Genomic DNA, 24,219 nt, shown 5'->3' with positions numbered 1-24,219 from the left:
CCGCCGGAACAACGGCCGGAAGATTGACACCATCCATGTCACCAAAGGAGACTTCCATGTCTGCATTCCGCAAGATCCTGATGGCCACGATCGCCATCGCCTCTCTCGCCGGCAACGCGCTTGCCCAGGACGTCAAGGTCCTGCGCATCGGCCTCGACGGCGGTGAAAACGAAGCCGACCAGGTTCGCCGCACCGAGTGCGTCAAGCCCGGCCTCGTCAAGGCCACCGGCGTTTCCGAAGTCCAGCTCTTCCCGTCGCCGAACTACAACGGCGTCATCCAGGGCCTGCTCGGCGGCACGATCGACCTCGCCGTCATGGGCGCCTCCTCCTACGCCTCGATCTACCTCAAGGACCCGAACGCCGTTACCCCGGTCCTGACCACCAAGCAGGCCGACGGCTCCACCGGCTACTACTCGATCATGGTCGCCCGCAAGGACAGCGGCATCAAGACGCTCGCCGACGCCAAGGGCAAGAAGCTCGGCTTCGCCGATCCGGACTCGACCTCCGGCTACCTCGTGCCGAACGTCTCCCTGCCGAAGGACATCGGCATGCCGGTCAAGCAGTACTTCTCCGAAACCGGTTTCGGCGGCGGCCATGAGAACCTCGTTCTCGGCGTTCTCGACAAGAAGTTCGACGTCGGCACCACCTTCGGTTCCGCCCAGGGCGACTGGGCCCAGGGCTACACCTCCGGCAACCTGCACCAGATGGTCTCCAAGGGCCTGCTCGACATGGACGACGTCGTCGAGGTCTGGAAGTCGCCGCTCATCCCGAACGGTCCGCTGATGGTCTCCAACAAGCTGCCCGCCGACCTCCAGAAGAAGGTCACCGCCTACTTCGCCGAACTGCCGAAGACGGACAAGGCCTGCTTCGAATCCTTCACCGGCGGCGGCTATGTCGACTGGGCCCCGGTCGACCAGAGCTTCTACCAGACGATCATCGATGCCCGTAAGTCGGTCATCGGCGGCTGATCCTTCGGCGGGGGACCTGTCGAAAGCAGATTCCCCGCCAACAAAATCCGGCCCCTGGCCGAAACCGGGGGCTGATTTTGCAACTTCTCCCGCCAAGGGGGAGGTAAACCCACGGCAAGCCGCATCCCCATCTCTCCCCTTGCGGGGAAGCAATTCCGGCATCCAGGCTTCGGCAAAGGGCTCGATATTGCAGGCGAAGGGATCGGCGGCGGCCGCTTTCGTTACAAGGACAGTCCCCGTATGGCGAACGTAGCCGGAGCCGACCATTCGAGCGGGTTGAGCGACAGCTCCCGCACCATACTCGACCACTACCAGGGCCAGGTGCGGACCCGGCGGATCTACACCGTCGCCTCCATCGCGGTCTTCCTCGTCGTGCTCGCGGCGTCGCTTAATTTCGCCAACGACGCCAATTCCGGCAAGTTCTTCGAACGCCTTCCCTATTTCTTCGATTTCCTGAAGCATTTCGTGCCGGACAGCCCATTGGAAATCTTCCGGGCGATGTTCGACCTGCCGTCGCCCTATTCGGACGGCTCGATCAAATACGACTATACCAGCGACCGCATCTGGATCACCGACAGCTTCTATATCCCGAATTTCTTCTACCAGCTCGCGATCACCCTCAATATCGCCATCGTCTCGACCATTCTCGGCGCGAGCGGCGCTTTCCTGCTCTGCTTCTTCGCTTCCACCAACCTCGTCGGCGCCGGCATCGTGCGCTGGGTGGTGCGCCGGATCATGGAGATCATGCGCGCGTTCCCGGAAATCGTCGTCGCAGGGCTTCTCGCGGCGATCCTGTCGATCGGCCCGATCTCGGCGATCATCGCCGTCTGGGTGCACACGACGGGCGCGCTCGGCAAGCTGTTCTTCGAAGTGGTGGAGAATGCCGACATGAAGCCGGACGAAGGATTGCGCGCCGCCGGCGCCAGCTGGCTCGAACGGGTGCGGTTCGCGATCCTGCCGCAGGTGCTTCCGAACTTCGTCTCCTATACGCTGCTGCGCACCGAGATCAACGTGCGCGCCTCCACCATCATCGGCGCGGTCGGCGGCGGCGGCATCGGCGAGGTCTTCAGCCTGTCGATCGGCCGCGACCATGCCGCCAAGACCTATGCGATCATCATCCTGCTCCTGATCACCGTCATCTGCGTCGACCAGTTCTCCGCCTGGCTGCGCCGCCGGCTGATCGGCAGGCAATCCTTCGAATTCGGACGGGGAGCCGCCTGATGTCTTCGGTCCTTGCCGTCAACGCCGCCGAGCGCGAGCGCCTGCTTGCCTCCTATCCGGAAGTCTTCCACCGCAGCTTCGCGCAGCGCTGGGGCCTCGCCGTGGCCGCCGCCGTCGTGCTCGTCTATCTCGCTTTCTGCTTCGTCTTCTTCAACGTCATCCCGACCTTCGTGAACGGCAACTGGGACCGCGCGGCCATCTATCTCCAGGACTGGTATTCCTGGCGCGCCCAGCCGCGCCTGCGCTTCCAGAACGGCCAGGTGGTGCCGCAGTGGACGAGCCGCGCCCAGTATCCGCAAAACGCCACCATCCCCTGGATGACCCCCTCGGCCGACGGCGGCTACACCGTCACCTTCGGCGGCAGTGGCGACCGGCTGGACATTACGCCGAGCCGCGTCGACGTCCATCTGGACGGCAGGCTCTATCCCGTGACGATCACGCCCGAACGGGCGTCGCTGCCGGCCGGCGCACCGGCGCAGATGGAGCAGGACGGCAACAAGGTGAACGTCTATTTCGGCTTCGAGGGCCAGGCCGAGATCCGCAACAGCCAGGTCTACATACAGAGGCGCTTCCTCGGCTGGGCGAATTTCTTCTTCGATACCCAATCCCCCTTCTGGGGCCGCGGCTTCGGCGAGGTCGCCGGCCTGATGTTCTCCGGCGAGCGGCTCGACCCCGCCCGGTCCAACGCCTCGCTCGCGCTCGACAACTTCCTCAACAATGCGAGCTGGCAGCACGCCGATATCCTGTCGAAGCTCATGCAGACGCTGGTCATGGCCTTTGTCGGCACGCTCTTTGCCACGCTGGTCGCATTTCCGCTCGCCTTCGTCGCGGCCCGCAACATCACCCGCAGCCGCGTCGCGAACTGGGGCATGAAGCGCCTCTTCGATTTCCTGCGCTCGATCGACATGCTGATCTGGGCGCTGTTCTTCACCCGCGCCTTCGGACCCGGACCGCTGCCCGGCATCGCGGCCATCTTCTTCACCGACAGCGGGGCGCTGGGCAAAGTCTATGCGGAAGCGCTGGAAAATGTCGACGACAAGCAGCGCGAAGGCGTGAAGTCGGTCGGCGCGGCGCCTGTCATCGTGCAGCGTTATGGCGTCGTTCCGCAGGTCCTGCCGATCTTCATCTCGCAATCGCTCTATTTCTGGGAATCGAATACCCGCTCGGCGACCGTCATCGGCGCCGTCGGCGCCGGCGGTATCGGCCTGAAACTGCTCGAATCGATGAAGACCAATTCCGACTGGGACAAGGTCGCCTACATGGTCCTGCTCATCCTCGGCGTCGTCTTCATCTTCGACAACCTCTCCAACGCGCTGCGTTCGCGCGTCATGGGCAAGAAGAACCACTGACGCCTGTCGCCTGCCACGCACCGGTTTCGGGATAACGGCGCGCATGCGCCGAATAACCGGATTCCATCATCATTCTGTCACGGAAATCTTTTAGCCCGGGGTCCTGTTTCGGGGCGCGGTGGCAGGTTAGTCTGCCACCGGCCTCTCCTGATTCCGGAATCCCGTCTTGCGCTACGCTCTTTATTTTTCGCCCGCTGAACATCATCCGCTGACGAAGGCGGCAACGCATTGGCTCGCCCGCAACGCCTTTGGCGGCGAGACCTTCCCCACGCCAGAGGCCGACGGATTGGCCGGGGACACGATCCGGGAGCTGACCGCCGATCCGCGCCGCTACGGGTTCCATGCAACGCTGAAAGCGCCGTTCGAGCTGCATCCGGACCGCAGCGAAGCCGAGCTGATCGCCGCCTTCGAGCGCTTCGCGTCAGAGACCCCGGCCTTCGATATCTCGAACGCCATCATCGGCCAGATCGGCCGTTTCTTCGCTCTCGTTCCCGACACCGTCTATCCCGAGCTTCAGGATTTCGCCGCCCGCGTCGTCGAGGAATTCGAACCGTTCCGCGCGCCGCTTTCCGAGGCGGATATCGCCCGCCGCAAGCCGGAGGCCCTGAGCGAAGCGCACCGCGCCAACCTCCACCGCTGGGGCTATCCCTATGTCATGGAGGAATTCCGCTTCCACATGACGCTGACCGGCCAGGTGCCGCCCGAACATGCGCCGGCCATGCGCGGGGAACTCGACCGCCGCTTTTCCGCCTTCGCAAATGCGCCGCTCGCGATCGACGGGATCGCACTCTTCGTCGAACAGGAGCGGGGGGCGCCCTTCATCGTTCACCGCTGGCTCCCGCTCGCGCCCGCTTCCGAAAATAGAAAGATCGCATCATGACCGCCGAACTCGTGCTCACCAACGCCCGCATCGTGCTGGAGGACAGCGTGATCCACGGCTCCGTCCAGATCCGCGACGGCGGGATCGCCGACGTTTCCGAAGGCAGTGTCCGCGTCGGCGAGGATTTTGACGGCGATTACCTGGTCCCCGGCCTGGTCGAGCTGCATACCGACCACCTGGAGCAGCACTATTCGCCGCGCCCCGGCGTGCGCTGGAACACCACGGCTGCCATCCAGGCCCATGACGCGCAGGTGGCGACCTCGGGGATCACCACGGTTTTCGACTGCCTGCGCATGGGCGCGGACGAGGACGGCGGTTTCGCCAGGGGCGAGATGCGCGAGATGGCCGACGCCATCCAGGCCGCCAGCCGCGACGGACGGCTGCGTTCCGAACATTTCATCCACCTGCGCTGCGAAGTCTCGGCCGACAATGTCATGGAGCATTTCGTCGATTTCGAGAACGATCCCCATGTCAAGCTCGTGTCGCTGATGGACCATGCCCCCGGCCAGCGCCAGTTCCAGACGATGGGCCAGTATACGCTCTACTACCAGAAGAAGCGCGGGCTCAGCGACGAGGCTTTCGCCGCTTTCGTGGCCAAGCGGCAAGCGGAATCGGCCCGCAACTCCACTCCGCACCGCATCGCGATCTCGCAGGTCTGCGCCGACCGGCGCATCACGGTCGCGAGCCATGACGACGCGACGCTCGCCCATGTGGACGAGGCGATCGAAAACGGCGTCCGGCTGGCGGAATTCCCGACCAGCTTCGATGCCGCCAGGGCTTCGCACGAAGCAGGCATGAGCGTGCTGATGGGCGCGCCGAACGTCGTGCGCGGACTGTCGCATTCCGGCAATATCGCCGCCCGCGACCTCGCCGAGCGCGGCGTACTCGATGTCCTCTCTTCCGATTACGTGCCGCTCAGCCTCCTGCATGCGCCTTTCGTGCTGGCGGACGAGGTGGAAGGCATCTCCCTGCCTAAGGCGCTCGCCATGGTGACCGCGACGCCGGCCCGCACGGTCGGCCTCGACGATCGCGGCCGAATCGATACCGGGCTGCGTGCCGATCTCGTGCGCGTGCACCGCGAACACGGCGTTCCGGTCGCCCGCGCGGTCTGGCGCAACGGCCGGCGGGTGGCATGATGGACAACCGACCGACAGGGGCGGAGACCGGTTCGGGCGGCTGCATGGTCGCCGTCGTCGGGCCGAGCGGCGCCGGCAAGGACACGCTGATGGCCTATGCCGCCCGGTTTTTCGAAGGGCGTGACGACGTCGTCTTCGCGCGGCGGATCATCACCCGTGACGCCGCAGCCGGCGGCGAGGACCATGAAGGCGTGTCGGAGGCCGAATTTCAGGCCCTCGAAAAAGCCGGGCGCTTCGCGGTCTCGTGGGGAGCCCATGGGCTCAGCTACGGCATTCCCGTCGAGACGAAAGAGGCCATCGCGCAGGGCCGGCTCGTCGTGGCCAACGGTTCCCGCTCGGCGCTCAGCCGTTTCAAGGCCGCCTATCCCCGCCTCCTGGTGATCAACGTGACGGCAAGCCGGGAGGTGCTGGCCGCCCGGCTGGAATCGCGCGGCCGCGAGACGCGCGAAGAAATCCTCCGCCGGCTGGAGCGTAGTTCACTGTCCGTCGAAGGCGATTACCAGGTGATCACGATCGACAACAGCGGCGCGATCGAAACGGGAGGCGGAGCCATGGTCGAAGTGCTCCGCGAATACACGACCACCGGAAGATAAATTTCCAAAAAACCTTTGGCCGATGCTTTAAAGTCTTCCGGACGGCTCTATTTCCCTTTTTCCATACAAGAAGAAAAAGGGAAGGTCATGATTCGGACCAGTCCGCAGGACGGGAGACAGCCGGAAGGAAAAAAGGTCGATCTCGAAGCACGCGTCGTCGTTCTCGAGATCGTTTCGATGACGGCGCTCGCGCTGGCAATGGATACATCCGAGAACGCGGACGTGGAGCATGCCCGCGGCATCGCCAACCTGGTGCTGGAAACGGTGCGCCGGCGTTGCGACGAAATAGGAATGGCGGCCGACACGCGGCTTTCCGCCTCTTCCTATGCGGACGAATTGCTTTCGACCGCGCTTCTATCCCTTTATCCGGCTTCTCCGCGCGAGCATTGAACCACCGGCTCAATGCGCCTCGTCCCAATTGCTGGCGGCCCGCGCATCCACTCTCAAAGGCACCTTCATGGAAATCGCCGGCATCGCGGCGTGCTCCATCGTGGAGATGATCACCGGCAGCGTCCGTTCGATCTCCTCGTCCTCGACCTCGAAGATCAGTTCGTCATGCACCTGCAGCAGCATGCGGGCCGAAAGACCGGCATTCCCGAGCGCCGGTTCCATCCGCACCATGGCGCGGCGGATGATGTCCGCCGCCGACCCCTGGATCGGCGCGTTGATCGAGGCGCGCTCGTTGAAGGCCCGCACCGACGGATTGGAAGACTTGATTTCCGGATAATGCGCCCGGCGGCCGAAGATGGTCTCCACATAGCCGTTCTCGCGCGCGAAATTCTTGGTGCTTTCCATGTAGTCGCGGATGCCCGGAAAGCGTTCGAAATACTTCTTGATGTAGTCGCTTGCCTCCGAGCGCTCAATGCCGAGCTGATTGGCGAGCCCGAAGGCGGAAATGCCGTAGATGATGCCGAAGTTGATCGCCTTGGCGCGGCGGCGGACCTCGCCCGGCATGCCTTCCACCGGCACGCCGAACATTTCCGAAGCCGTCATGGCGTGGATGTCGATGCCATCGGAAAAGGCCTGGCGAAGCTGGGGGATGTCCGCGACATGCGCGAGCACGCGCAGCTCGATCTGGCTGTAGTCCGCCGAAACCAGCTTGTGGCCGGGCGTCGAGATGAAGGCCGTGCGGATCTTCCGGCCTTCCGCCGTGCGCACGGGAATGTTCTGCAGGTTCGGCTCGGAGGACGAAAGACGCCCGGTCGTGGTGGACGCCAGCGAATAGGACGTGTGGACGCGCCTGGTCTCGGGATGGACGTAACCGGGCAATGCGTCCGTATAGGTCGATTTCAGCTTGGTGAGCTGGCGCCAGTCGACGATCTTGCGCGGCAGCTCGTGGCCGGTGGCCGCAAGGTCCTCCAGCACGCTCGCCGATGTCGACCACTGGCCCGTCTTGGTCTTGGCGCCGCCCGGCAGGCCCATCTTGCCGAAGAGGATGTCGCCGAGCTGCTTCGGCGAGCCGATGGTGAACCTTTCGCCGGCAAGCTGGTAGATCTCGTCCTCGAAGGCCGCCGCCTTCTGGGCAAGCTCACCGGAAAGGCGCGAGAGAATCTGCCGGTCGATGGTGATGCCGCGCTCCTCCATGAGCGCCAGCACGGAGACCAGCGGCCGCTCCAGCCGCTCGTAGACGGTGGTCAGCCCCGCCGCGGCAAGCTGCGGCTTCAGGACCATCCAGAGGCGCAACGTCACGTCGGCGTCTTCCGCCGCATAGGCCGTCGCCTTGTCTATACCGACATAATCGAAGGTCACGCCCGCCTTGCCGCTGCCGGCGACATCCTTGAAGGCGATAGGCTTGTGGTTCAGCCAGCGTTCCGAAAGCGAATCCATGCCATGGCTGGCCTTGCCGGCCTCCAGCACGTAGGACATCAGCATCGTATCGTCATAACTTTCGACGGTGATGCCGTGGCGCTTCATGACGAGGTAGTCGAACTTCAGGTTCTGGGCGACCTTGAGGACCGACGGGTCTTCCAGCAGCGGCTTCAGCCGGGCCAGCGCTTCGCGCGTCGGGATCTGGTTTTCCGCCATGCCGCCGCCGAGCAGGTCGCCCACGCCCGTCTTGTGGATCAACGGCACGTAGGCTGCGCGGACGTCGAGGCCGGAGGGATTTTCCGTATTGTCGGCGATCGCCAGCGAGAAACCGACCAATTCGGCCTGCATCGGATCGAGCGAATTGGTTTCCGTATCGAAACCGACGAGGCCGGTCTCCCGCGCCGCCCTGATCCAGTCGTCGAGCACCTCCACATCCCGGATCGTCACATAACGGCTCACATCGAGGCTCGACCTGCCGAAAGCCTCGATCCGGCTCCCGGCGAGTTCGGCGGGCGTCGCCGCCCCGGTGCCCCTGGCGACGGGCGTCTTCGGCGGATTGGCGGGCGCTTCGGCCGCCGCCTCGCCGGTATCCGCCGGTGCCGGAGCACCGGCATCGAGATCCGGGCCGCGCGCCGCCTCGCCCCATTCGATCTTCAGGGCGGCCGGCTCGATCTCGTCGGCATTGCAATCGCAGGCCGTCGCCACGCGCCGCGTCAGGGTGGTGAATTCCATGGCCTTCAGGAAGGCGATGAGCTTCGGGCCATCCTGCGGCTCCAGCACCAGGGCGCCCAGATCGAGGTCGAGCGGCACGTCGGTCCGCAGCGAAACGAGGCGGCGCGACAGCCGCGCAAGATCGGCATTGGCGACGATATTCTCCCGCCGCTTGACCTGCTTGATCTCGCCGGCGCGAGCAAGCAGCTGGTCGAGATCGCCGAACTCCTCCAGAAGCTGCGCCGCCGTCTTCGGGCCGATGCCCGGAATGCCGGGCACGTTGTCAACCGAATCGCCGACCATGGCCTGCAGGTCGATCATCTTTTCCGGCGGCACGCCCCATTTCTCGACGACATCGGGAATGCCGATCTGCTTGTCCTTCATGCTGTCGTACATGTGGACCATCGACGTCACGAGCTGCATCAGGTCCTTGTCGGAAGAGACGATCGTCACGTCGGCGCCAGCCGCCTCGGCCTGCCGCGCATAGGTGGCGATGATGTCGTCCGCCTCGAACCCCTCCGTCTCGATACAGGGCAGGTTGAAGGCGCGGGTCGCCTCGCGGATCAGGCCGAATTGCGGGACCAGTTCCTCAGGCGGCGCCTGCCGGTTCGCCTTGTAGGCATCGTAGATTTCCTTGCGGAAGGTCCTGGCCGAATAATCGAAGATGACGGCGAAATGGGTAGGCGTCACGCCGACGGACGTGTCCCGTGCATCGATCAGAAGCTTCCACAGCATGTTGCAGAAACCGGAGACCGCGCCGACCGGCAAGCCATCGGATTTTCGGGTGAGCGGCGGCAGCGCGTGAAACGCACGAAAGATGAAGCCGGAGCCGTCGACAAGGAAGAGATGATCGCCTTTTTTCATGGGCGAAAGGAATAGCGTGGGGCACTTGATCCGTCCATGAAAACTTGGAAGCCGGCGGGGATGTTCCGCCGGTCTCCCGCCCGGCCGTCGGCTCACCGGAACGTTACAGAATTGTAATATACGCTCCCTTGAAAAGCCGTATTCGGCCCCACATCTCATGGATACCGGCGATTGATCACGCCGCAGTCTGGACGCTGGCCTGTCCCCCGCCGCACCAGACCGGGCAAAGGCCTATCCCCCTCTCCGGGTCTTTGCCCCTCCATCAGAACCGCCACGGCTGTCCCCTCCCGGCCGTGGCGGTTTTTCGTTTTCCGGAGGCTTGCCATTTTACCTGTCTTCGCACAGGCTTGGCGAAAGCATGGCCTGCGATATATCCGCAAGACGCGCAGTCGGGAAAACTCATTCAGGGAGGAATGGAACCGAAGCCATGGCATTCGACCGCTCGCATTCGGCGACCTACCTTGCCAACCAGTTGGCCAAGGGTTTTGCGCGCTCCCTGCAGAAACGGTCCACGGCGCTCGGATTCTCCCCCGGCCAGTTTCCCGTCCTGCTCGAACTTTGGCACGAGGACGAGCTCACCCAGAAACAGCTCCTCGACCGGCTGGAGGTGGAACAGGCGACGCTTGCCAATACGCTCGCCCGCATGGAACGGGACGGGCTCATCCAGCGCAACCCTCATCCCAACGATCGCCGCGCCCAGATCATCAGGCTGACCCAGCTCGGCCGCGATCTCGAAACCCAGGCGGTGGAGGCCGCAGCCGACGCCGACGCCGCCCTTTTCTCCGGCTTCAAGCGTTTCGAACGCGAGCTGATGATCGAGTACATGCGGATGATCGTCGAAAACGCGCGGAAGCTTTGACCTGTCCCCGAGAAATGGACTTGCCGTTCGCATTCATGTGCGTTATCCATTATTTCAACATTTCAAGGATTATTGAATAATGGATGAACGACAGGCCATCGCTTCCTTCGGCGCTCTCTCGCAGGAGACCCGCCTGCAGATCGTGCGCATGCTGGTCGTCGCCGGACCGTCCGGCATGGCGGCCGGAGCGATCGCGGAGAAACTGGAAGTCTCGCCATCGAATCTTTCCTTCCATCTCAAGGAACTCGAACGATCCGGCCTGATCGCACAACATCGGGAATCCCGCTCGATCATCTATCGCGCCGATTATGAAGCGCTCGGCAGCCTGCTGCGCTTCCTGATGGAGGATTGCTGTGCCGGACATCCCGAGATCTGCGCCCCCACGGTCGCCATGGCGGCCTGCTGCACCCCTTCAGCCAAGGAGAGCCTGCGATGACCGATACCGACCGCATCTATCATGTCCTGTTTCTCTGCACCGGCAATTCCGCCCGCTCCATTCTGGCGGAAGCCATCCTCAACACGGAAGGCAAGGGACGCTTCCACGCCTATTCCGCCGGCAGCCACCCCAAGGGCGAGGTTCATCCGCTGGCGCTCGAAACGCTGAAAGCGCTCGGTTATCCGGCAGACGGCTTCAGCTCGAAGAGCTGGGACGTGTTTGCGGTTCCCGGTGCGCCGCAGATGGATTTCGTGTTTACGGTCTGCGACAACACCGCCGGCGAAGCCTGTCCCGTCTGGCCGGGCCAACCGATGACCGCGCATTGGGGCGTGGAAGATCCGGCCGCCGTCGCAGGTGAGGCCTACATCCGGGCGCAGGCCTTCTCCCAGGCCGCACGCTATCTCAAGAACCGCATCATGGCTTTCATCAACCTGCCGCTTGCCTCGATCGACAGGCTTGCCCTGCAGCGGCAGTTGCGTGCGATCGGCACGATGGAAGGCGCCACGTCGTCCCGACCCGGGATCGCATGAGACATGAGCGCGCCCGGTTTCACGCTCTCCCGGCGCCTTTGCGCCGAAGCCCTTGGAACGGCAGCCCTGGTGACCGCCGTCGTCGGCTCCGGCATCATGGCGGACAGGCTGACGGACGATACCGCCCTCTCCCTGCTGGGCAACACGCTTCCGACCGGCGCCATTCTCGTGGTGCTGATCACGATCCTGGGCCCGATCTCGGGCGCGCATTTCAATCCTGCGGTCACCCTGGTCCTTGCTCTGCGACGCGACCTGACGAGCGGCGCCGCTCTGGCCTATGGCCTGGCGCAGGTCCTCGGCGGGATCGCCGGCACCCTCCTGGCGCATGCCATGTTCGAACTGCCGCTGGTGCAGCTTTCCGCCACGGCGCGCGCCGGCTTCGGGCAGTGGCTCGCCGAAACCGTCGCCACGTTCGGGCTCGTCTTCACCATTCTTTCGGCCCTGCGCTTTCGCGCCGATACCATTCCCTGGCTGGTGGGGCTCTACATAACCGCCGCCTACTGGTTCACGGCATCCACGTCGTTCGCCAATCCCGCCGTCGCCATCGCCCGCGCCCTTTCCGACACGTTCGCCGGCATCCGCCCGTCGGACCTGCCCGGTTTCATCGCCGCCGAGGTTGCGGGCGCGCTCCTGGCGCTTGCCCTGGCGGGCTGGATGCTGGCAGATAGTTCCCGATCCCAAACGACCGCCACGCCGGAAGGTCCAAGATGACCATGGAAGCCACCATCTATCACAATCCTGCCTGCGGCACCTCGCGCAACACGCTTGCCATGATCCGCAATGCCGGGATCGAGCCGACCGTCGTCGAATACCTGAAGACCCCGCCGACGCGGGAACAGCTCGTCAGGATGATCGCCGATGCGGGCCTCACCGTGCGCCAGGCGATCCGGGAGAAGGGCACGCCCTATGCGGAACTCGGCCTGGACAATCCGGACCTGACCGACGACCAGTTGCTCGATGCCATGCTCCGGGACCCCATCCTGATCAACCGGCCGTTCGTGGTGACGCCGCTCGGCACGCGGCTCGCGCGTCCATCGGAGATCGTGCTCGATATTCTGCCGGACACGCACAAGGGACCATTCACCAAGGAAGACGGCGAGCAGGTCCTCGATGCGGACGGCAGGCGCATCGTCTGAACGCGTGACGGCCGCGACCGTCGCCTCCCTTCCTGTCCCTCGCGATCCTTTTTCCTGTTTGCCGTTGTGCCCACCCGTAAAGGCTTGCTAACAAAGGCGGGGCCGTAACGACCGACACTTTCAGCTCCCGAGAGGAGCCGGATCTCGATTTCAAGACAGGATCTCTTTCATGACCGATCTTTCCTCCGTCCTTTCCCGCGCCGACCAGAACCTTCCGGCCAGCCTCGAGCGCCTGTTCGGCTTCGTCCGCATCAGGTCGATCTCCACCGACCCCGCCTTCAAGGACGACTGCCGCAAGGCCGCCGAATGGCTGGCGGCGGATCTCAGGGAGATCGGCTTCGAAGCCTCGGTGCACGACACCGCCGGCCATCCCATGGTCGTCGGCCATCACCCGGGCGCGGTCGCCGATGCGCCGCATGTGCTTTTCTACGGCCATTACGACGTGCAGCCGGTCGACCCCGTCGAGCTCTGGGAGGACGATCCCTTCGATCCGAAGGTCAAGGACCTCGGCGGCGGCCGCAAGATCATCACCGGCCGGGGCTCTTCCGACGACAAGGGGCAGCTTCTGACCTTCGTCGAGGCCTGCCGGGCCTACAAGGACGTGCATGGCAGCCTGCCGGTGCGCGTCACGGTGCTGTTCGAGGGCGAGGAGGAATCCGGCTCTCCCTCGCTGCAGCCTTTCCTGGAAGCCAATGCCACCGAGCTGAAGGCCGACTATGCGCTCGTCTGCGACACCGGCATGTGGGACGCGGACACGCCGGCGATCACCGCCTCCCTGCGCGGCCTGGTCGGAGAGGAGATCATCGTCACCGCCGCCAACCGCGACCTGCATTCCGGCATGTATGGCGGCGCAGCGGCCAATCCGATCCAGATCCTTTCGAAAATCCTGGCGGGCCTGCACGACGAGACCGGCCGCGTTACGCTTGAAGGATTTTACGACGGCGTCGAGGAGACGCCGGCCAACATCAAGGCTGCATGGGAAAAGCTGACCGGCGGCCGCAACGACTTCCTGGACGAGGTGGGCCTTTCCGAGCTTGCGGGCGAAAAGGGCCGCTCGCTGCTTGAACTCATCTGGGCGCGGCCGACCTGCGAGATCAACGGCATCAGCGGCGGTTATGCCGGCCAGGGCTTCAAGACCGTCATCGCTTCCAAGGCATCGGCCAAGATTTCCTTCCGCCTCGTCGGCCACCAGGACCCGGAAAAGATCCGGGACAGCTTCCGCGCCTATGTGCAGTCCAGACTTCCGGCGGATTGCTCGGTGGAATTCCTGAAGCACGGAGGTTCGCCGGCAATCCAGCTTGCCTACGATTCTCCCGTCCTGACCAAGGCCAAGACCGCGCTTTCGGAGGAGTGGCAGAAGCCCGCGCTTGTCGTGGGCGTCGGCGGCTCCATCCCGATCGTCGGGGATTTCCAGAACATGCTCGGCATGGAATCCCTGCTGGTCGGCTTCGGCCTGAGCGACGACCGCGTCCACTCGCCGAACGAGAAATACGACCTGAAATCCTTCCACAAGGGCATCCGCTCCTGGGCGCGCATCATGGCCGCGCTCGCGGGCTGACATTTCCGGCCCCAAACAAAAGGCCCCGCCGCTTTCGCGGCAGGGCCCTGAAAACAAAAAGGCCGGGCAAGCCCGACCTTTCCACTCCCATTCACCGGTGCCAGTACATCCGTGGTCACTCGAAATGGGACAAGCATTTCCGACGCGGCCGCTTTCGATCTTCTTCAGACCCACGCGGCTCTAGCGGTCATCGTCTCTCAGATCGGTAAACATCCCGTTAATACGGACATATGAACCATCCCCGAGACGGCACGGTCACCCGTATTTGCCGTTACGCACATGGCCACCGTGCCTTTATCGGCCCTGGCCATGCGGTGCGTCGGAAACGCTATTGATCCTCAGATGGGATCGATGATCTCCGTTTGCAAGAGGCAAACCTGAAATCACCCAAAAAAGCAAAAGGCCGGCGAACCGGCCTTTCGTCTCGACTCGGGTTTCCGCCGCGATCAGGCCGCCTGGAGGCGATCTGCCGAAACCTTGCCCGAACGCTTGTCGCTGACGAGTTCATAGGAGAGCTTCTGGCCATCCTTGAGCTGCCCGAGGCCGGCGCGCTCTACAGCGGAGATATGGACGAATACGTCCTGCGAACCGTCATCCGGCTGAATGAAGCCATAGCCCTTGGTTGCGTTGAACCACTTTACAGTACCGGTAGCCATAACGATGCCTTTCCCTTGCAAATATGACCGACTGTTCCTCGCATAGATCGCTCTGGAACGTTTAAGTTTCGTATTTGAAGAGAGATCGTCGCAAACGCCGCTAGGCGCGTAGTGCTGGCTATCAAACAAATATCGATGGCCACCCATCTAGGGCGTTCGCGCCGAAAGGTCAAGATCGGGAAAAGCAGATGCTGCTCAGCGAACCCAAAGGGCTAACGATTTCAAGGGACTTGAATACAGAAAGCCCGGCGCGGGAGGAGGAGCGCCGGGCTTCTGAAACTGACCAACAACCGGGAGGAGGAGGTGTTGTTGGTCCTATCGAGGGCGCTTGGGAGGAGGAGTGCGCCCTTCGATGATTGTGTTATACAGCATCGAAGCTTAAAAAACAGCCAGAATTTCGCACCGCAGCAATGCAAAAAATGCATACCTTCCGTCGCCGCTTGCGACAGGCTCCTTCCTGCGCCATCCTGCGGTCCATGAGTCTTGAATCCGTCCGCGCCTTTTTCGCCGCCCACGCTCCCGATATCGAGGTCATCGTCACCGAGGAAAGCTCGGCAACGGTGGCGCTTGCCGCCGCCGCCCACGGCGTTGCCCCCGAGCAGATCGCCAAGACGATCTGCGTGCGGGCCGGGGAGATGACGGCGCTGATCGTCATGGCCGGAACCAGCCGGCTGGACAACCGCAAGTTCCGGGATCATTTCGGCGCCAAGCCCCGCATGCTGGGCGGCGAGGACGTCGTGGCGATCACCAGCCATCCGGTCGGCGGCGTCTGCCCCTTCGGCCTGCCCTCCGGGATTCCGGTCTATTGCGACGTTTCGCTCCGGAAGTTCCAGGAAGTCGTACCGGCCGCCGGCGCCACCAACGCCGCCGTCCGCATCGCTCCCCAGCGCATGGCGGACCTGACCGGCGCGACATGGGTCGACGTCGGCCAGGAACCCAACGGCCACGTCGCGGCCTGAAGCCGGAGCGCGGCGCGCGCGCCGGTGCGGCCATGACATCGATTCAATAGGTTCGAGCGTCCTTCATGCGTCCATCCGGACGCATGGCGTTCTACAGGCGATCGTTGAGATAACGGCGATACCAGGCCTGTTTGCTTTCGGAGGACGCTGTCGCGACGACGTAACCGATCGCGAAGCCGATCGCGCCGATCAGCGTGAAGAGCGTTGTCGTGGCGGCGGGATGCTCGCGGATTGTGCCGGCCACGGAACTGGCCTCCTGCTGCACATAGCTCGCGGCGCCGCTTGCCCGTTCGGCGATCCGGTCATAGGCAAGGCCCGTCTTTTCGGCGAGAAGCTCGCGCAGATCGGCGATCTCGGAGCGCAACGTCGCGATCTCGACGTTGAAATCCTCACCCGGCTCCTGATCGAAAGACGGGCTGTTCGATTTGACGGACGTTTTCAGGTTTCTGACTGGTTCTGCCATGCCGGCCTCCTTGCGCGTTGATCGAGAGACCGGTCAACTGTCGAGGGGCCGATAGGTTCCTTATGCAAAGCTGCAGACCGGCGCCATGCGGCGCTTCAACGGCTCCTCGCCAGGGTTTCGGCAAGCGCCGCCAGCCTGTCCTTGTCTCCCGAACCCTTCTGCAGGGAGTTCACGAGAATGAGCGCAAGCGCCTCCGCATCGGGGCTCGCCTTGTCGATATGGTGCTCGGCACAGGCCTGGTCGAAAACCTCCTGCAACAGGTTGAGCTGTTCCGGATTGACAGGGCTGCGGACCATCTGTGTAGACATTGTACCCTCCCGACCATATACATCCGATCAGAAACCCGCTCTTCTCCCTCTTTTTTGCCTCTTTCGCAACCGGGTCGGAAGCAATATCCAGCGGCCCTTGTATTGCGACCGGCCCGGACCGACCTTCCACCGCCCCGGGGAGAGATGGGTCTCCCGATCGAAGATGAGTTAGCGTGAGCCTTTTCTAATAAATTGGCAACAACAACTATAGAGGGGTATATTATAGGGGTATGCCCGTACGGATTTCTACCTAAAATTGCTTTTATGGCATATGGACGTGCAGCCCGCCGCGGGTTGCTAACCAGAATTGCAGCGCAGCATCACCGCCGGCGATCGCGCCACGCCAGTGACGCACCCAGCCGATAGCCGACGACAAGACTCAGAAAACCCGCGATCGCCACGGTCGAACCCGTGATCGACGGATGATCGATCGCATGGGCGCGGCCATGCCCGCCTCGTCGCCCACCCTGCGCGTCGCGGTCTTCGCCCCGGGGCGACACCCGTTTTCTTCCTTACTTCGCCGGTGAAGCCGGCATCGCGAGATTTTCTGGCCATGGCCGCCTCCTTTTCGGAGACAACACAGCGGAAAACGGGAAGTTCCGCAGCGGGCCCGGCAAGGGGAACCCGCGCCGGACACGAACCGGCGCGGGTGAAACGGTCATTCGGCGGCTTCGACCTGTCCTTCGGCCTGCTGGCGCTTCAGGACAACGGCTTCTTCAGTGCGCTTGTCGGTTGCCGGCGTTGCAATGCTTGCCGTGGTGATTTCCTTGTCCACCTTGGCGGAAGCCGTCACGTTGTGGCCGGCGCATTCCGCAAGGGCTGCGGACGACGACAGACCGAGAACGGCTGCGATGACGAGAAATGCCTTCATGTCATTCTCCTTTCGCTATGGTTGCGGCAGCACGTTACTCCGCCGCGCGATGAACCAGAAATCACGAATTTGCGTTTCCAGGCGCCATCATCCCGCCGGTTTTCCCTGGTCCCGGCTCTTCCCCGTTCCGCGCCCCGGCATACGGAACCGCGCGTCACCGACGCGCAAAAACCGCGAGGGCCTGCGGCCACCCCACCCGTCGCGCTTTTCGAAATCGGTTCCGGTTTTCAGGCCGATGCGGCGGAGCCCGTCACATCAGCTTCGAAAGGGTTTCCCGGTTCACGAATATGTCCGTCTTTCCCGCTTCATAGGCAGGATGACTGAATTCGAACGATGGTTTATCGGGCATTTCGAGGGCTTGCTTGATACTGACCAGCCCAACCGGCACGCATTGGTCTCCCTTGCGGACGACCGCCTCGACGATCTTGTGCATTTCCTCCCCTCCTCCAAGGTGGAATCCCTCTTAACGGGGATTCCGGTTTTTTGTTCCACCTGAAATAGGATTTTTTTAAGGTGAGGAAAAGAAGCCGCCGGCCATCTTCGATCCGGCTTCGATCCGGCGCCGCGAGGGACCGCCGGAGGCCGTCGTACAAGCCGTCCGGAAGGCTCAATGCAGGTCCAGCGAAAGCTGGATGCCCTTCGGAATGTTCGGTTTTCGCTGGTTGGCGATCTGGATCTTCTGGAACGTCTCGCGCCGCCGCCGGGCTTCCGCCTCGCGGATTGCTCTGGATGCCGCCACGGCGGCCATGGCGCGTTCGATCACCTGCTCGGTTCTGGACATCGGCACCTCCATATGTTCTCTTTTTGTTCTCACAAAAAAGAACGAAAGTCAAGCGGTCCGGCGGCCCGCAGGCGATGAACCGGTCCTTTACCCCTCCTTAAATCGCCGCATTTAGAGTCCAGCGAAGGCTCGGGCGATCGGACATTTGAGCAACGGCCTGTTTCGACAGGCGAGATATGGGGGTACGCCGGCTCATCATGGCAGCCAGGGGCAGATCAGACAGGCGCGTCGAGCCGTCCTTCGAGGGTTCGCGGGCGGGCGACGATTTCCGGCTCGACGCGGACGAACGCATCGCCGGCACGGGACGGCCTGCCAGACGCCAGCCGAAAGCCGAGCGAAACGACGACCGCACGGAGCGAAACGACCGTTCCGAGCGCGCGGAACGCGGCCGCCCGCCCCGCAGGAAAGCTCCCCGGCGAGGGGGAGGAGGCGGCGGCTTTTTCGGCCCGTTGCGGAGACTGGTCTACTGGTGCGTCGTCCTCGGCATCTGGGGCGGCATAGCCGTCGGCGGCCTGGTCCTCTATTACGGCGCGCGGATGCCGTCGGCCAGCACCTGGACGATCCCCGACCGCCCGCCGAACATGAAGATCACGGCGATAGACGGCTCGGTCATCGCCAACCGCGGCTCGACCGGCGGCGAGGCGCTGGCGCTGGAAGAGATGTCGCCCTATCTGCCCCAGGCGGTGATCGCCATCGAGGACCGGCGCTTCTATTACCATTTCGGCGTCGACCCACTGGGGCTTGCGCGCGCCTTCGTCAACAACCTGACCGGCCAGCCGATCCAGGGTGGCTCGACCATCACCCAGCAGCTCGCCAAGAACCTGTTCCTTTCTCCGGAGCGCACTTTCGAACGCAAGATCCAGGAAGTGCTGCTGTCCTTCTGGCTGGAGCACAAGTTCACCAAGGACCAGATTCTCGCCATGTACCTGAACCGGGTCTTCTTCGGTTCGAACGCCTATGGCGTGGAAGCGGCGTCCCGGCGCTACTTCAACAAGTCCGCGCGCGACGTCAATCTCGGCGAGGCGGCGACGCTTGCCGGTCTCCTGAAGGCGCCGTCCCGCCTGTCGCCCGCCCGCGATCCCCAGGCAGCGGAAGCCCGTGCGCAGGTGGTTCTCGGCGCCATGCGGGAAGAAGGCTATATCACCGATAGCGACCTGAAGAGCGCCATGTCGCAACCGCCGGCCAAGGCCAAGAGCTACTGGTCGGGGGCGCAGCACTATGCGGCGGACATGGTCGTCGACGAGGTGAAGAGCCTGATCGGCGAACCGAAGGTCGACGTCGTCGTGGAGACCACGATCGATCTTCGCCTCGAATCGGCGGCCGAAAAGGCGCTGAACGACGTCCTGAAGAAAGAGGGCGGCAAGCTCAACGCCTCGCAGGCGGCCCTCGTTTCCGTCGACGCGACGGGCGCGATCCGTGCGGTCGTCGGCGGCCGGGATTATGCGACAAGCCAGTTCAACCGCGCGGCCCGCGCAAAGCGGCAGCCGGGCTCGGCCTTCAAGCCCTTCGTCTATGCCGCCGCGCTGGAAGCGGGCAACCGGCCCGATTCCGTCCGCAACGACGCGCCCGTGAAGATCGGCAACTGGACGCCGGAGAATTACGACCAGAAATATCGCGGCGAGGTGACGCTGGCTTCCGCCTTCGCGCAGTCGCTCAACACCATCGCCGCCCAGCTCGTCATGGAGGTCGGCCCGGACAACGTGGTGAGCCTCGCCCACCGGCTGGGGATCGAATCCGAACTCCAGTCCAACGCCTCGATCGCGCTCGGCACATCGGAAGTCTCGCTGGTCGAACTCACCTCGTCCTATGCCTCGTTCATGAACGGCGGCTACAAGGCGACCCCGCATATCGTCAAACGCATCAGCGATACCGACGGCAAGGTGCTCTACGAGGCCGACTATACCAGTCCGCCCCGCGTGCTGAGCGAACCGGTCGCGGCCACGATGAACAGCATGATGAACCGCGTCATCAACGAAGGCACGGGCAAGGCCGCGCGGGTCGACGGCTGGCAGGCGGCCGGCAAGTCGGGCACGACCCAGTCTTTCCGCGACGCGCTGTTCGTCGGCTATACCAGCATCATGACCACCGGCATCTGGTTCGGCAACGACGACGGCGCCTTCATGAAGAAGGTGACCGGCGGCGGCCTGCCGGCCAAGGCCTGGAAGGAATACATGACGGCCGCCATGAAGGGTTATACGCCGACGCCGCTGTTCGGCAGCGGACGCGGCCTCGAACTGCCGCCCGCGGCGACCCAGCCGGCCTCCGAGCCGACGACGATCGGCGATATCATTTCCGGCATTCTTCCGGGCTCCTCGCGCCATGCGCAGGAGGAACCTCCCGCCGACTACCCGCCGGCGCCGCGCCCGCCGGCGCAGGATTCCGCCTCCGCCGGGAACAATCCCCATGGGGACCGGCCCGCCTACGACGACCGCCGTCCTCGCGGCGATATCGTGCCGCCCGCCGACGTGCCGGTGCGCGATTACCGCCAGTATCGCGGCCCCTACGACTCACCCGGTCCGGTCCCGCCCGTCGAGGTCGGAGGCGGTCCCATTCCGCCCGGCGAGGTGGGTGAAACAGGCTCCACGCGGCAGCCGCGGCAGACGACGCTCTTCGACATCCTCATGGGTCAATGAAGCGTCCTCGCAAAAGGATGGAGCAAACTCTTATATTTGCTGAGATACAGGCGATTTCCCGCCTTGCAGTCGGAAAAACCCGTCCTTATATACGCGGCATGACCGCAGCCGATGCTGCGAGACCATCCCAGTCGAGGAACTGTCAAGGGAATGCCTGAACGGGGTTCCGACGGTTCGCTTAAAGGAGAGAGAAGAAATGGCAAAAGTAATTGGCATCGACCTCGGAACCACCAATTCCTGCGTCGCCATCATGGACGGCAAGGACGCGAAGGTGATCGAGAACGCCGAAGGCGCGCGTACCACGCCCTCCATGGTCGCATTTTCCGATGATGGCGAGCGCCTTGTCGGCCAGCCGGCGAAACGCCAGGCAGTCACCAACCCCACGAACACCCTGTTCGCCGTCAAGCGCCTGATCGGCCGCCGCTACGACGACCCGACGGTCGAGAAGGACAAGAGCCTCGTCCCCTTCCACATCGTCAAGGGCGACAATGGCGACGCCTGGGTCGAAGCCCATGGCAAGAAGTATTCCCCGTCGCAGATTTCCGCGATGGTCCTTCAGAAGATGAAGGAAACCGCCGAATCCTATCTCGGTGAAAAGGTCGAGAAGGCCGTCATCACCGTCCCGGCCTACTTCAACGACGCCCAGCGCCAGGCCACCAAGGATGCCGGCCGCATCGCCGGTCTCGACGTTCTGCGCATCATCAACGAGCCGACCGCTGCCGCTCTCGCCTACGGCCTCGACAAGAAGGACGGCAAGACGATCGCCGTCTACGACCTTGGCGGCGGCACCTTCGATATCTCCGTGCTGGAAATCGGCGACGGCGTCTTCGAGGTGAAGTCCACCAACGGCGACACCTTCCTCGGCGGTGAGGACTTCGACATGCGCCTCGTCGAATATCTCGCCAACGAGTTCAAGAAGGACCAGGGCATCGACCTGAAGAACGACAAGCTTGCCCTGCAGCGCCTCAAGGAAGCTGCGGAAAAGGCCAAGATCGAGCTCTCGTCCTCGCAGCAGACCGAAATCAACCTGCCGTTCATCACGGCCGATGCGACCGGTCCGAAGCACCTGACGCTGAAGCTGACCCGCGCCAAGTTCGAAAGCCTGGTCGACGACCTCGTGCAGCGCACCGTGGCGCCTTGCAAGGCCGCCCTCAAGGATGCCGGCGTCACCGCTGCCGAAATCGACGAAGTCGTGCTCGTCGGCGGCATGAGCCGCATGCCGAAGGTGCAGGAAACCGTCAAGCAGCTGTTCGGCAAGGAGCCGCACAAGGGCGTCAACCCGGATGAAGTGGTCGCCATGGGCGCCGCGATCCAGGGCGGCGTTCTGCAGGGCGACGTCAAGGACGTTCTGCTGCTCGACGTGACCCCGCTGTCGCTCGGCATCGAAACGCTCGGCGGCGTCTTCACCCGGCTGATCGATCGCAACACGACGATCCCGACCAAGAAGTCGCAGACCTTCTCGACCGCCGAGGACAACCAGCAGGCCGTGACGATCCGCGTTTCGCAAGGCGAGCGTGAAATGGCGGCCGACAACAAGCTGCTCGGCCAGTTCGACCTCGTCGGCCTGCCGCCGGCGCCGCGCGGCATGCCGCAGATCGAAGTCACCTTCGACATCGACGCCAACGGCATCGTGCAGGTTTCGGCCAAGGACAAGGGCACCGGCAAGGAACAGCAGATCCGCATCCAGGCCTCCGGCGGCCTCTCCGACGCCGAGATCGAGAAGATGGTCAAGGACGCCGAGGCCAATGCCGAGGCCGACAAGAAGCGCCGCGCCGGCGTGGAAGCCAAGAACCAGGCCGAAAGCCTGATCCACTCGACCGAGAAGTCGCTGACGGAATATGGCGACAAGGTTTCCGAGACCGACCGGAAGGCGATCGAGGATGCCGTCGCTTCGCTGAAGACCGCCGTCGAGGCTTCCGAGCCGGATGCCGACGACATCCAGGCGAAGACGCAGACGCTGATGGAAGTCTCCATGAAGCTCGGCCAGGCCATCTACGAGGCCCAGCAGGCGGAAGGGGCATCCTCCGAAGGCGGCAAGGACGACGATGTCGTCGATGCCGATTACGAGGAAGTCAAGGACGACAAGAAGTCGGCTTGATCGTCGGTTGCCTGATGGCAAGACCTCGACCATAGTTGACTGAAGTATCCGGCTGCCTTCGTGCAGCCGGAACCCTTTCCGGAGCCGGTTATCTCCATGGCAAAAGCAGACTTTTACGAAACGCTGGGTGTCGGCAGATCGGCCGACGAGAAGGAACTGAAAAGCGCCTTCCGCAAGCTGGCCATGAAATATCATCCGGACAAGAATCCGGGCGATGATGAGGCCGAGAAGAAGTTCAAGGAGATCAACGAGGCCTACGAGACCCTGAAAGATCCCCAGAAGCGCGCGGCCTACGACCGTTTCGGCCATGCCGCCTTCGAGCAGGGCGGAATGGGCGGCGGTGGCGCAGGCGGCTTCTCGGGCGCAGGCGCCGGTGGGTTCTCCGATATCTTCGAGGACATTTTCGGCGAGATGATGGGTGGCGGGCGCGCCCGCCGCTCGGCCGGCGGCCGCGAGCGCGGCGCCGACCTTCGCTACAACATGGAAATTTCGCTGGAAGAAGCGTTCTCCGGCAAGACGGCGCAGATCCGAGTCCCGACCTCGATCACCTGCGACGTCTGTTCTGGCTCGGGCGCCAAGCCCGGCACGCAGCCGAAGACCTGCGCCACCTGCCAGGGTTCCGGCCGCGTGCGGGCCTCCCAAGGTTTCTTCTCGGTCGAACGGACCTGCCCGACCTGTCATGGCCGGGGCCAGACGATCACCGATCCCTGCACCAAGTGCCACGGCCAGGGCCGCGTCACGGAAGAGCGCTCGCTGTCGGTCAACATTCCGGCCGGCATCGAGGACGGCACCCGCATCCGCCTGCAGGGCGAAGGCGAGGCCGGCACGCGCGGGGGACCTGCGGGAGACCTCTATATCTTCCTGTCGGTGAAGCCGCACCAGTTCTTCCAGCGCGACGGAGCGGACCTCTATTGCGCCGTGCCGATCTCCATGACGACGGCGGCGCTTGGCGGCACGTTCGACGTGGCGACGCTCGACGGGACGAAATCCCGCGTCACCGTGCCGGAAGGCACACAGGCGGGCAAACAGTTCCGCCTCAAGGGCAAGGGCATGCCGGTGCTGAGATCCTCGCAGACGGGTGATCTCTACATCCAGATCCAGATCGAGACGCCCCAGAAGCTCACCAAGCGGCAGCGCGAGCTGCTACAGGAATTCGAAGAGCTCTCCTCCAAGGAGAACAATCCGGAATCCACCGGCTTCTTCGCCCGGATGAAGGAATTCTTCGACAACTGAGCTTCCGGCGCCGACCTTTGGCGCCCCAGCTTCACTTTCGTCATGTCCGGCCTCGTGCCGGGCATACAGGCCTTTCGACCTATCGAAGCACGGCAGATCCTCGGGATAAGCCCGAGGATGACGGCGCGCAGGGCATCGGCCTGACCTGCGACCTCGGCTCGGGCGGG

The 24,219-nt window shown here is 63.7% G+C and carries 24 protein-coding genes; 17 read left to right on the top strand and 7 right to left on the bottom strand.

Features of this window, described 5'->3' with window-relative positions; translation table 11 throughout:
* Nucleotides 1-56 precede the first annotated feature (56 nt).
* The 7 genes from phnD to ACFFP0_RS22160 all read left to right on the top strand — a co-directional run bounded on the left by phnD (nt 57) and on the right by ACFFP0_RS22160 (nt 6,537).
* Nucleotides 57-968, top strand: coding sequence for a phosphonate ABC transporter substrate-binding protein (gene phnD, locus ACFFP0_RS22190; RefSeq protein ID WP_377264391.1), 912 nt, complete (start codon nt 57-59; stop codon nt 966-968).
* A 240-nt stretch (nt 969-1,208) separates the two neighbouring features.
* Nucleotides 1,209-2,189, top strand: coding sequence for a phosphonate ABC transporter, permease protein PhnE (gene phnE / locus ACFFP0_RS22185; protein ID WP_377264390.1), 981 nt, complete (start codon nt 1,209-1,211; stop codon nt 2,187-2,189).
* Nucleotides 2,189-3,538, top strand: coding sequence for a phosphonate ABC transporter, permease protein PhnE (gene phnE / locus ACFFP0_RS22180; RefSeq protein WP_377264389.1), 1,350 nt, complete (start codon nt 2,189-2,191; stop codon nt 3,536-3,538). The genes phnE (ACFFP0_RS22185) and phnE (ACFFP0_RS22180) overlap by 1 nt, the downstream gene beginning before the upstream one ends.
* A 166-nt stretch (nt 3,539-3,704) precedes the next feature.
* Complete coding sequence (locus ACFFP0_RS22175) at nt 3,705-4,418, top strand: DUF1045 domain-containing protein (RefSeq protein WP_377264388.1); 714 nt, start codon at nt 3,705-3,707, stop codon at nt 4,416-4,418.
* On the top strand, nt 4,415-5,554 hold the full coding sequence (locus ACFFP0_RS22170; RefSeq protein ID WP_377264387.1) for an alpha-D-ribose 1-methylphosphonate 5-triphosphate diphosphatase: 1,140 nt from the start codon (nt 4,415-4,417) through the stop codon (nt 5,552-5,554). The genes ACFFP0_RS22175 and ACFFP0_RS22170 overlap by 4 nt, the downstream gene beginning before the upstream one ends.
* Nucleotides 5,551-6,147, top strand: coding sequence for a phosphonate metabolism protein/1,5-bisphosphokinase (PRPP-forming) PhnN (gene phnN / locus ACFFP0_RS22165; protein ID WP_377264386.1), 597 nt, complete (start codon nt 5,551-5,553; stop codon nt 6,145-6,147). Before ACFFP0_RS22170 ends, phnN begins: the two co-directional genes overlap by 4 nt.
* A gap of 87 nt (nt 6,148-6,234) precedes the next feature.
* Nucleotides 6,235-6,537 carry a hypothetical protein gene (locus ACFFP0_RS22160; protein ID WP_377264385.1) on the top strand — a complete coding sequence of 101 codons (303 nt, stop codon included), beginning with the start codon at nt 6,235-6,237 and terminating at the stop codon, nt 6,535-6,537.
* Between the two features lie 9 nt (nt 6,538-6,546).
* Here the strand turns inward: ACFFP0_RS22160 and polA are convergent, their stop codons facing one another.
* Nucleotides 6,547-9,531: a DNA polymerase I gene (gene polA, locus ACFFP0_RS22155; protein WP_377264384.1), complete on the bottom strand. Its 2,985-nt coding sequence runs from the start codon at nt 9,529-9,531 to the stop codon at nt 6,547-6,549.
* A 427-nt stretch (nt 9,532-9,958) separates the two neighbouring features.
* On the opposite strand from polA, the gene ACFFP0_RS22150 reads away from it, so the two are divergent.
* The 6 genes from ACFFP0_RS22150 to ACFFP0_RS22125 all read left to right on the top strand — a co-directional run bounded on the left by ACFFP0_RS22150 (nt 9,959) and on the right by ACFFP0_RS22125 (nt 14,050).
* Nucleotides 9,959-10,390 (top strand): MarR family winged helix-turn-helix transcriptional regulator, encoded by a 432-nt coding sequence (locus ACFFP0_RS22150; RefSeq protein WP_377264383.1) that lies wholly within the window; start codon nt 9,959-9,961, stop codon nt 10,388-10,390.
* 79 nt (nt 10,391-10,469) lie between these two features.
* Entirely contained in the window at nt 10,470-10,826 is a 357-nt protein-coding gene (locus ACFFP0_RS22145; protein WP_377264382.1) for an ArsR/SmtB family transcription factor, read from the top strand.
* Nucleotides 10,823-11,356, top strand: a complete 534-nt coding sequence (locus tag ACFFP0_RS22140; protein ID WP_377264381.1) for an arsenate reductase ArsC — start codon at nt 10,823-10,825, stop codon at nt 11,354-11,356. Before ACFFP0_RS22145 ends, ACFFP0_RS22140 begins: the two co-directional genes overlap by 4 nt.
* Nucleotides 11,357-11,359: 3 nt before the next feature.
* Nucleotides 11,360-12,067, top strand: coding sequence for an aquaporin (locus ACFFP0_RS22135; protein WP_377264380.1), 708 nt, complete (start codon nt 11,360-11,362; stop codon nt 12,065-12,067).
* Nucleotides 12,064-12,492 (top strand): arsenate reductase (glutaredoxin), encoded by a 429-nt coding sequence (gene arsC / locus ACFFP0_RS22130; RefSeq protein WP_377264379.1) that lies wholly within the window; start codon nt 12,064-12,066, stop codon nt 12,490-12,492. Before ACFFP0_RS22135 ends, arsC begins: the two co-directional genes overlap by 4 nt.
* Before the next feature lie 169 nt (nt 12,493-12,661).
* Entirely contained in the window at nt 12,662-14,050 is a 1,389-nt protein-coding gene (locus ACFFP0_RS22125) for a dipeptidase (protein WP_377264378.1), read from the top strand.
* Nucleotides 14,051-14,496: 446 nt separating this feature from the next.
* Here the strand turns inward: ACFFP0_RS22125 and ACFFP0_RS22120 are convergent, their stop codons facing one another.
* Nucleotides 14,497-14,706, bottom strand: a complete 210-nt coding sequence (locus ACFFP0_RS22120) for a cold-shock protein (RefSeq protein ID WP_037151572.1) — start codon at nt 14,704-14,706, stop codon at nt 14,497-14,499.
* A 476-nt stretch (nt 14,707-15,182) separates the two neighbouring features.
* Between ACFFP0_RS22120 and ACFFP0_RS22115 the strand changes: the two genes are divergently transcribed.
* Nucleotides 15,183-15,665: a YbaK/EbsC family protein gene (locus tag ACFFP0_RS22115; protein WP_377264377.1), complete on the top strand. Its 483-nt coding sequence runs from the start codon at nt 15,183-15,185 to the stop codon at nt 15,663-15,665.
* Between the two features lie 91 nt (nt 15,666-15,756).
* Here ACFFP0_RS22115 and ACFFP0_RS22110 read toward each other — a convergent pair whose 3' ends face one another.
* The 5 genes from ACFFP0_RS22110 to ACFFP0_RS22090 form a co-directional block, all read right to left on the bottom strand.
* Entirely contained in the window at nt 15,757-16,128 is a 372-nt protein-coding gene (locus ACFFP0_RS22110) for a hypothetical protein (RefSeq protein ID WP_377264376.1), read from the bottom strand.
* Between the two features lie 95 nt (nt 16,129-16,223).
* Entirely contained in the window at nt 16,224-16,436 is a 213-nt protein-coding gene (locus ACFFP0_RS22105; RefSeq protein ID WP_377264375.1) for a hypothetical protein, read from the bottom strand.
* A 658-nt stretch (nt 16,437-17,094) separates the two neighbouring features.
* Entirely contained in the window at nt 17,095-17,307 is a 213-nt protein-coding gene (locus ACFFP0_RS22100) for a hypothetical protein (protein WP_377264374.1), read from the bottom strand.
* A gap of 250 nt (nt 17,308-17,557) precedes the next feature.
* Complete coding sequence (locus ACFFP0_RS22095) at nt 17,558-17,740, bottom strand: hypothetical protein (RefSeq protein WP_377264373.1); 183 nt, start codon at nt 17,738-17,740, stop codon at nt 17,558-17,560.
* Nucleotides 17,741-17,914: 174 nt separating this feature from the next.
* Entirely contained in the window at nt 17,915-18,088 is a 174-nt protein-coding gene (locus ACFFP0_RS22090; RefSeq protein ID WP_377264372.1) for a hypothetical protein, read from the bottom strand.
* 197 nt (nt 18,089-18,285) lie between these two features.
* Here ACFFP0_RS22090 and ACFFP0_RS22085 point away from each other — a divergent pair, with 197 nt between their 5' ends.
* From ACFFP0_RS22085 to dnaJ, 3 genes are all read left to right on the top strand, one after another.
* Nucleotides 18,286-20,721, top strand: coding sequence for a transglycosylase domain-containing protein (locus ACFFP0_RS22085; RefSeq protein ID WP_377264371.1), 2,436 nt, complete (start codon nt 18,286-18,288; stop codon nt 20,719-20,721).
* A 196-nt stretch (nt 20,722-20,917) separates the two neighbouring features.
* Nucleotides 20,918-22,819, top strand: a complete 1,902-nt coding sequence (dnaK, locus tag ACFFP0_RS22080; protein WP_377264370.1) for a molecular chaperone DnaK — start codon at nt 20,918-20,920, stop codon at nt 22,817-22,819.
* A 96-nt stretch (nt 22,820-22,915) separates the two neighbouring features.
* Nucleotides 22,916-24,052, top strand: a complete 1,137-nt coding sequence (gene dnaJ / locus ACFFP0_RS22075; RefSeq protein WP_377264369.1) for a molecular chaperone DnaJ — start codon at nt 22,916-22,918, stop codon at nt 24,050-24,052.
* Nucleotides 24,053-24,219 lie beyond the last annotated feature (167 nt).

The sequence above is a fragment of the Neorhizobium puerariae genome, assembly GCF_042429745.1.
GTDB lineage: Bacteria > Pseudomonadota > Alphaproteobacteria > Rhizobiales > Rhizobiaceae > Neorhizobium > Neorhizobium puerariae.
This window is presented reverse-complemented; position numbering and strand designations above follow the sequence as displayed.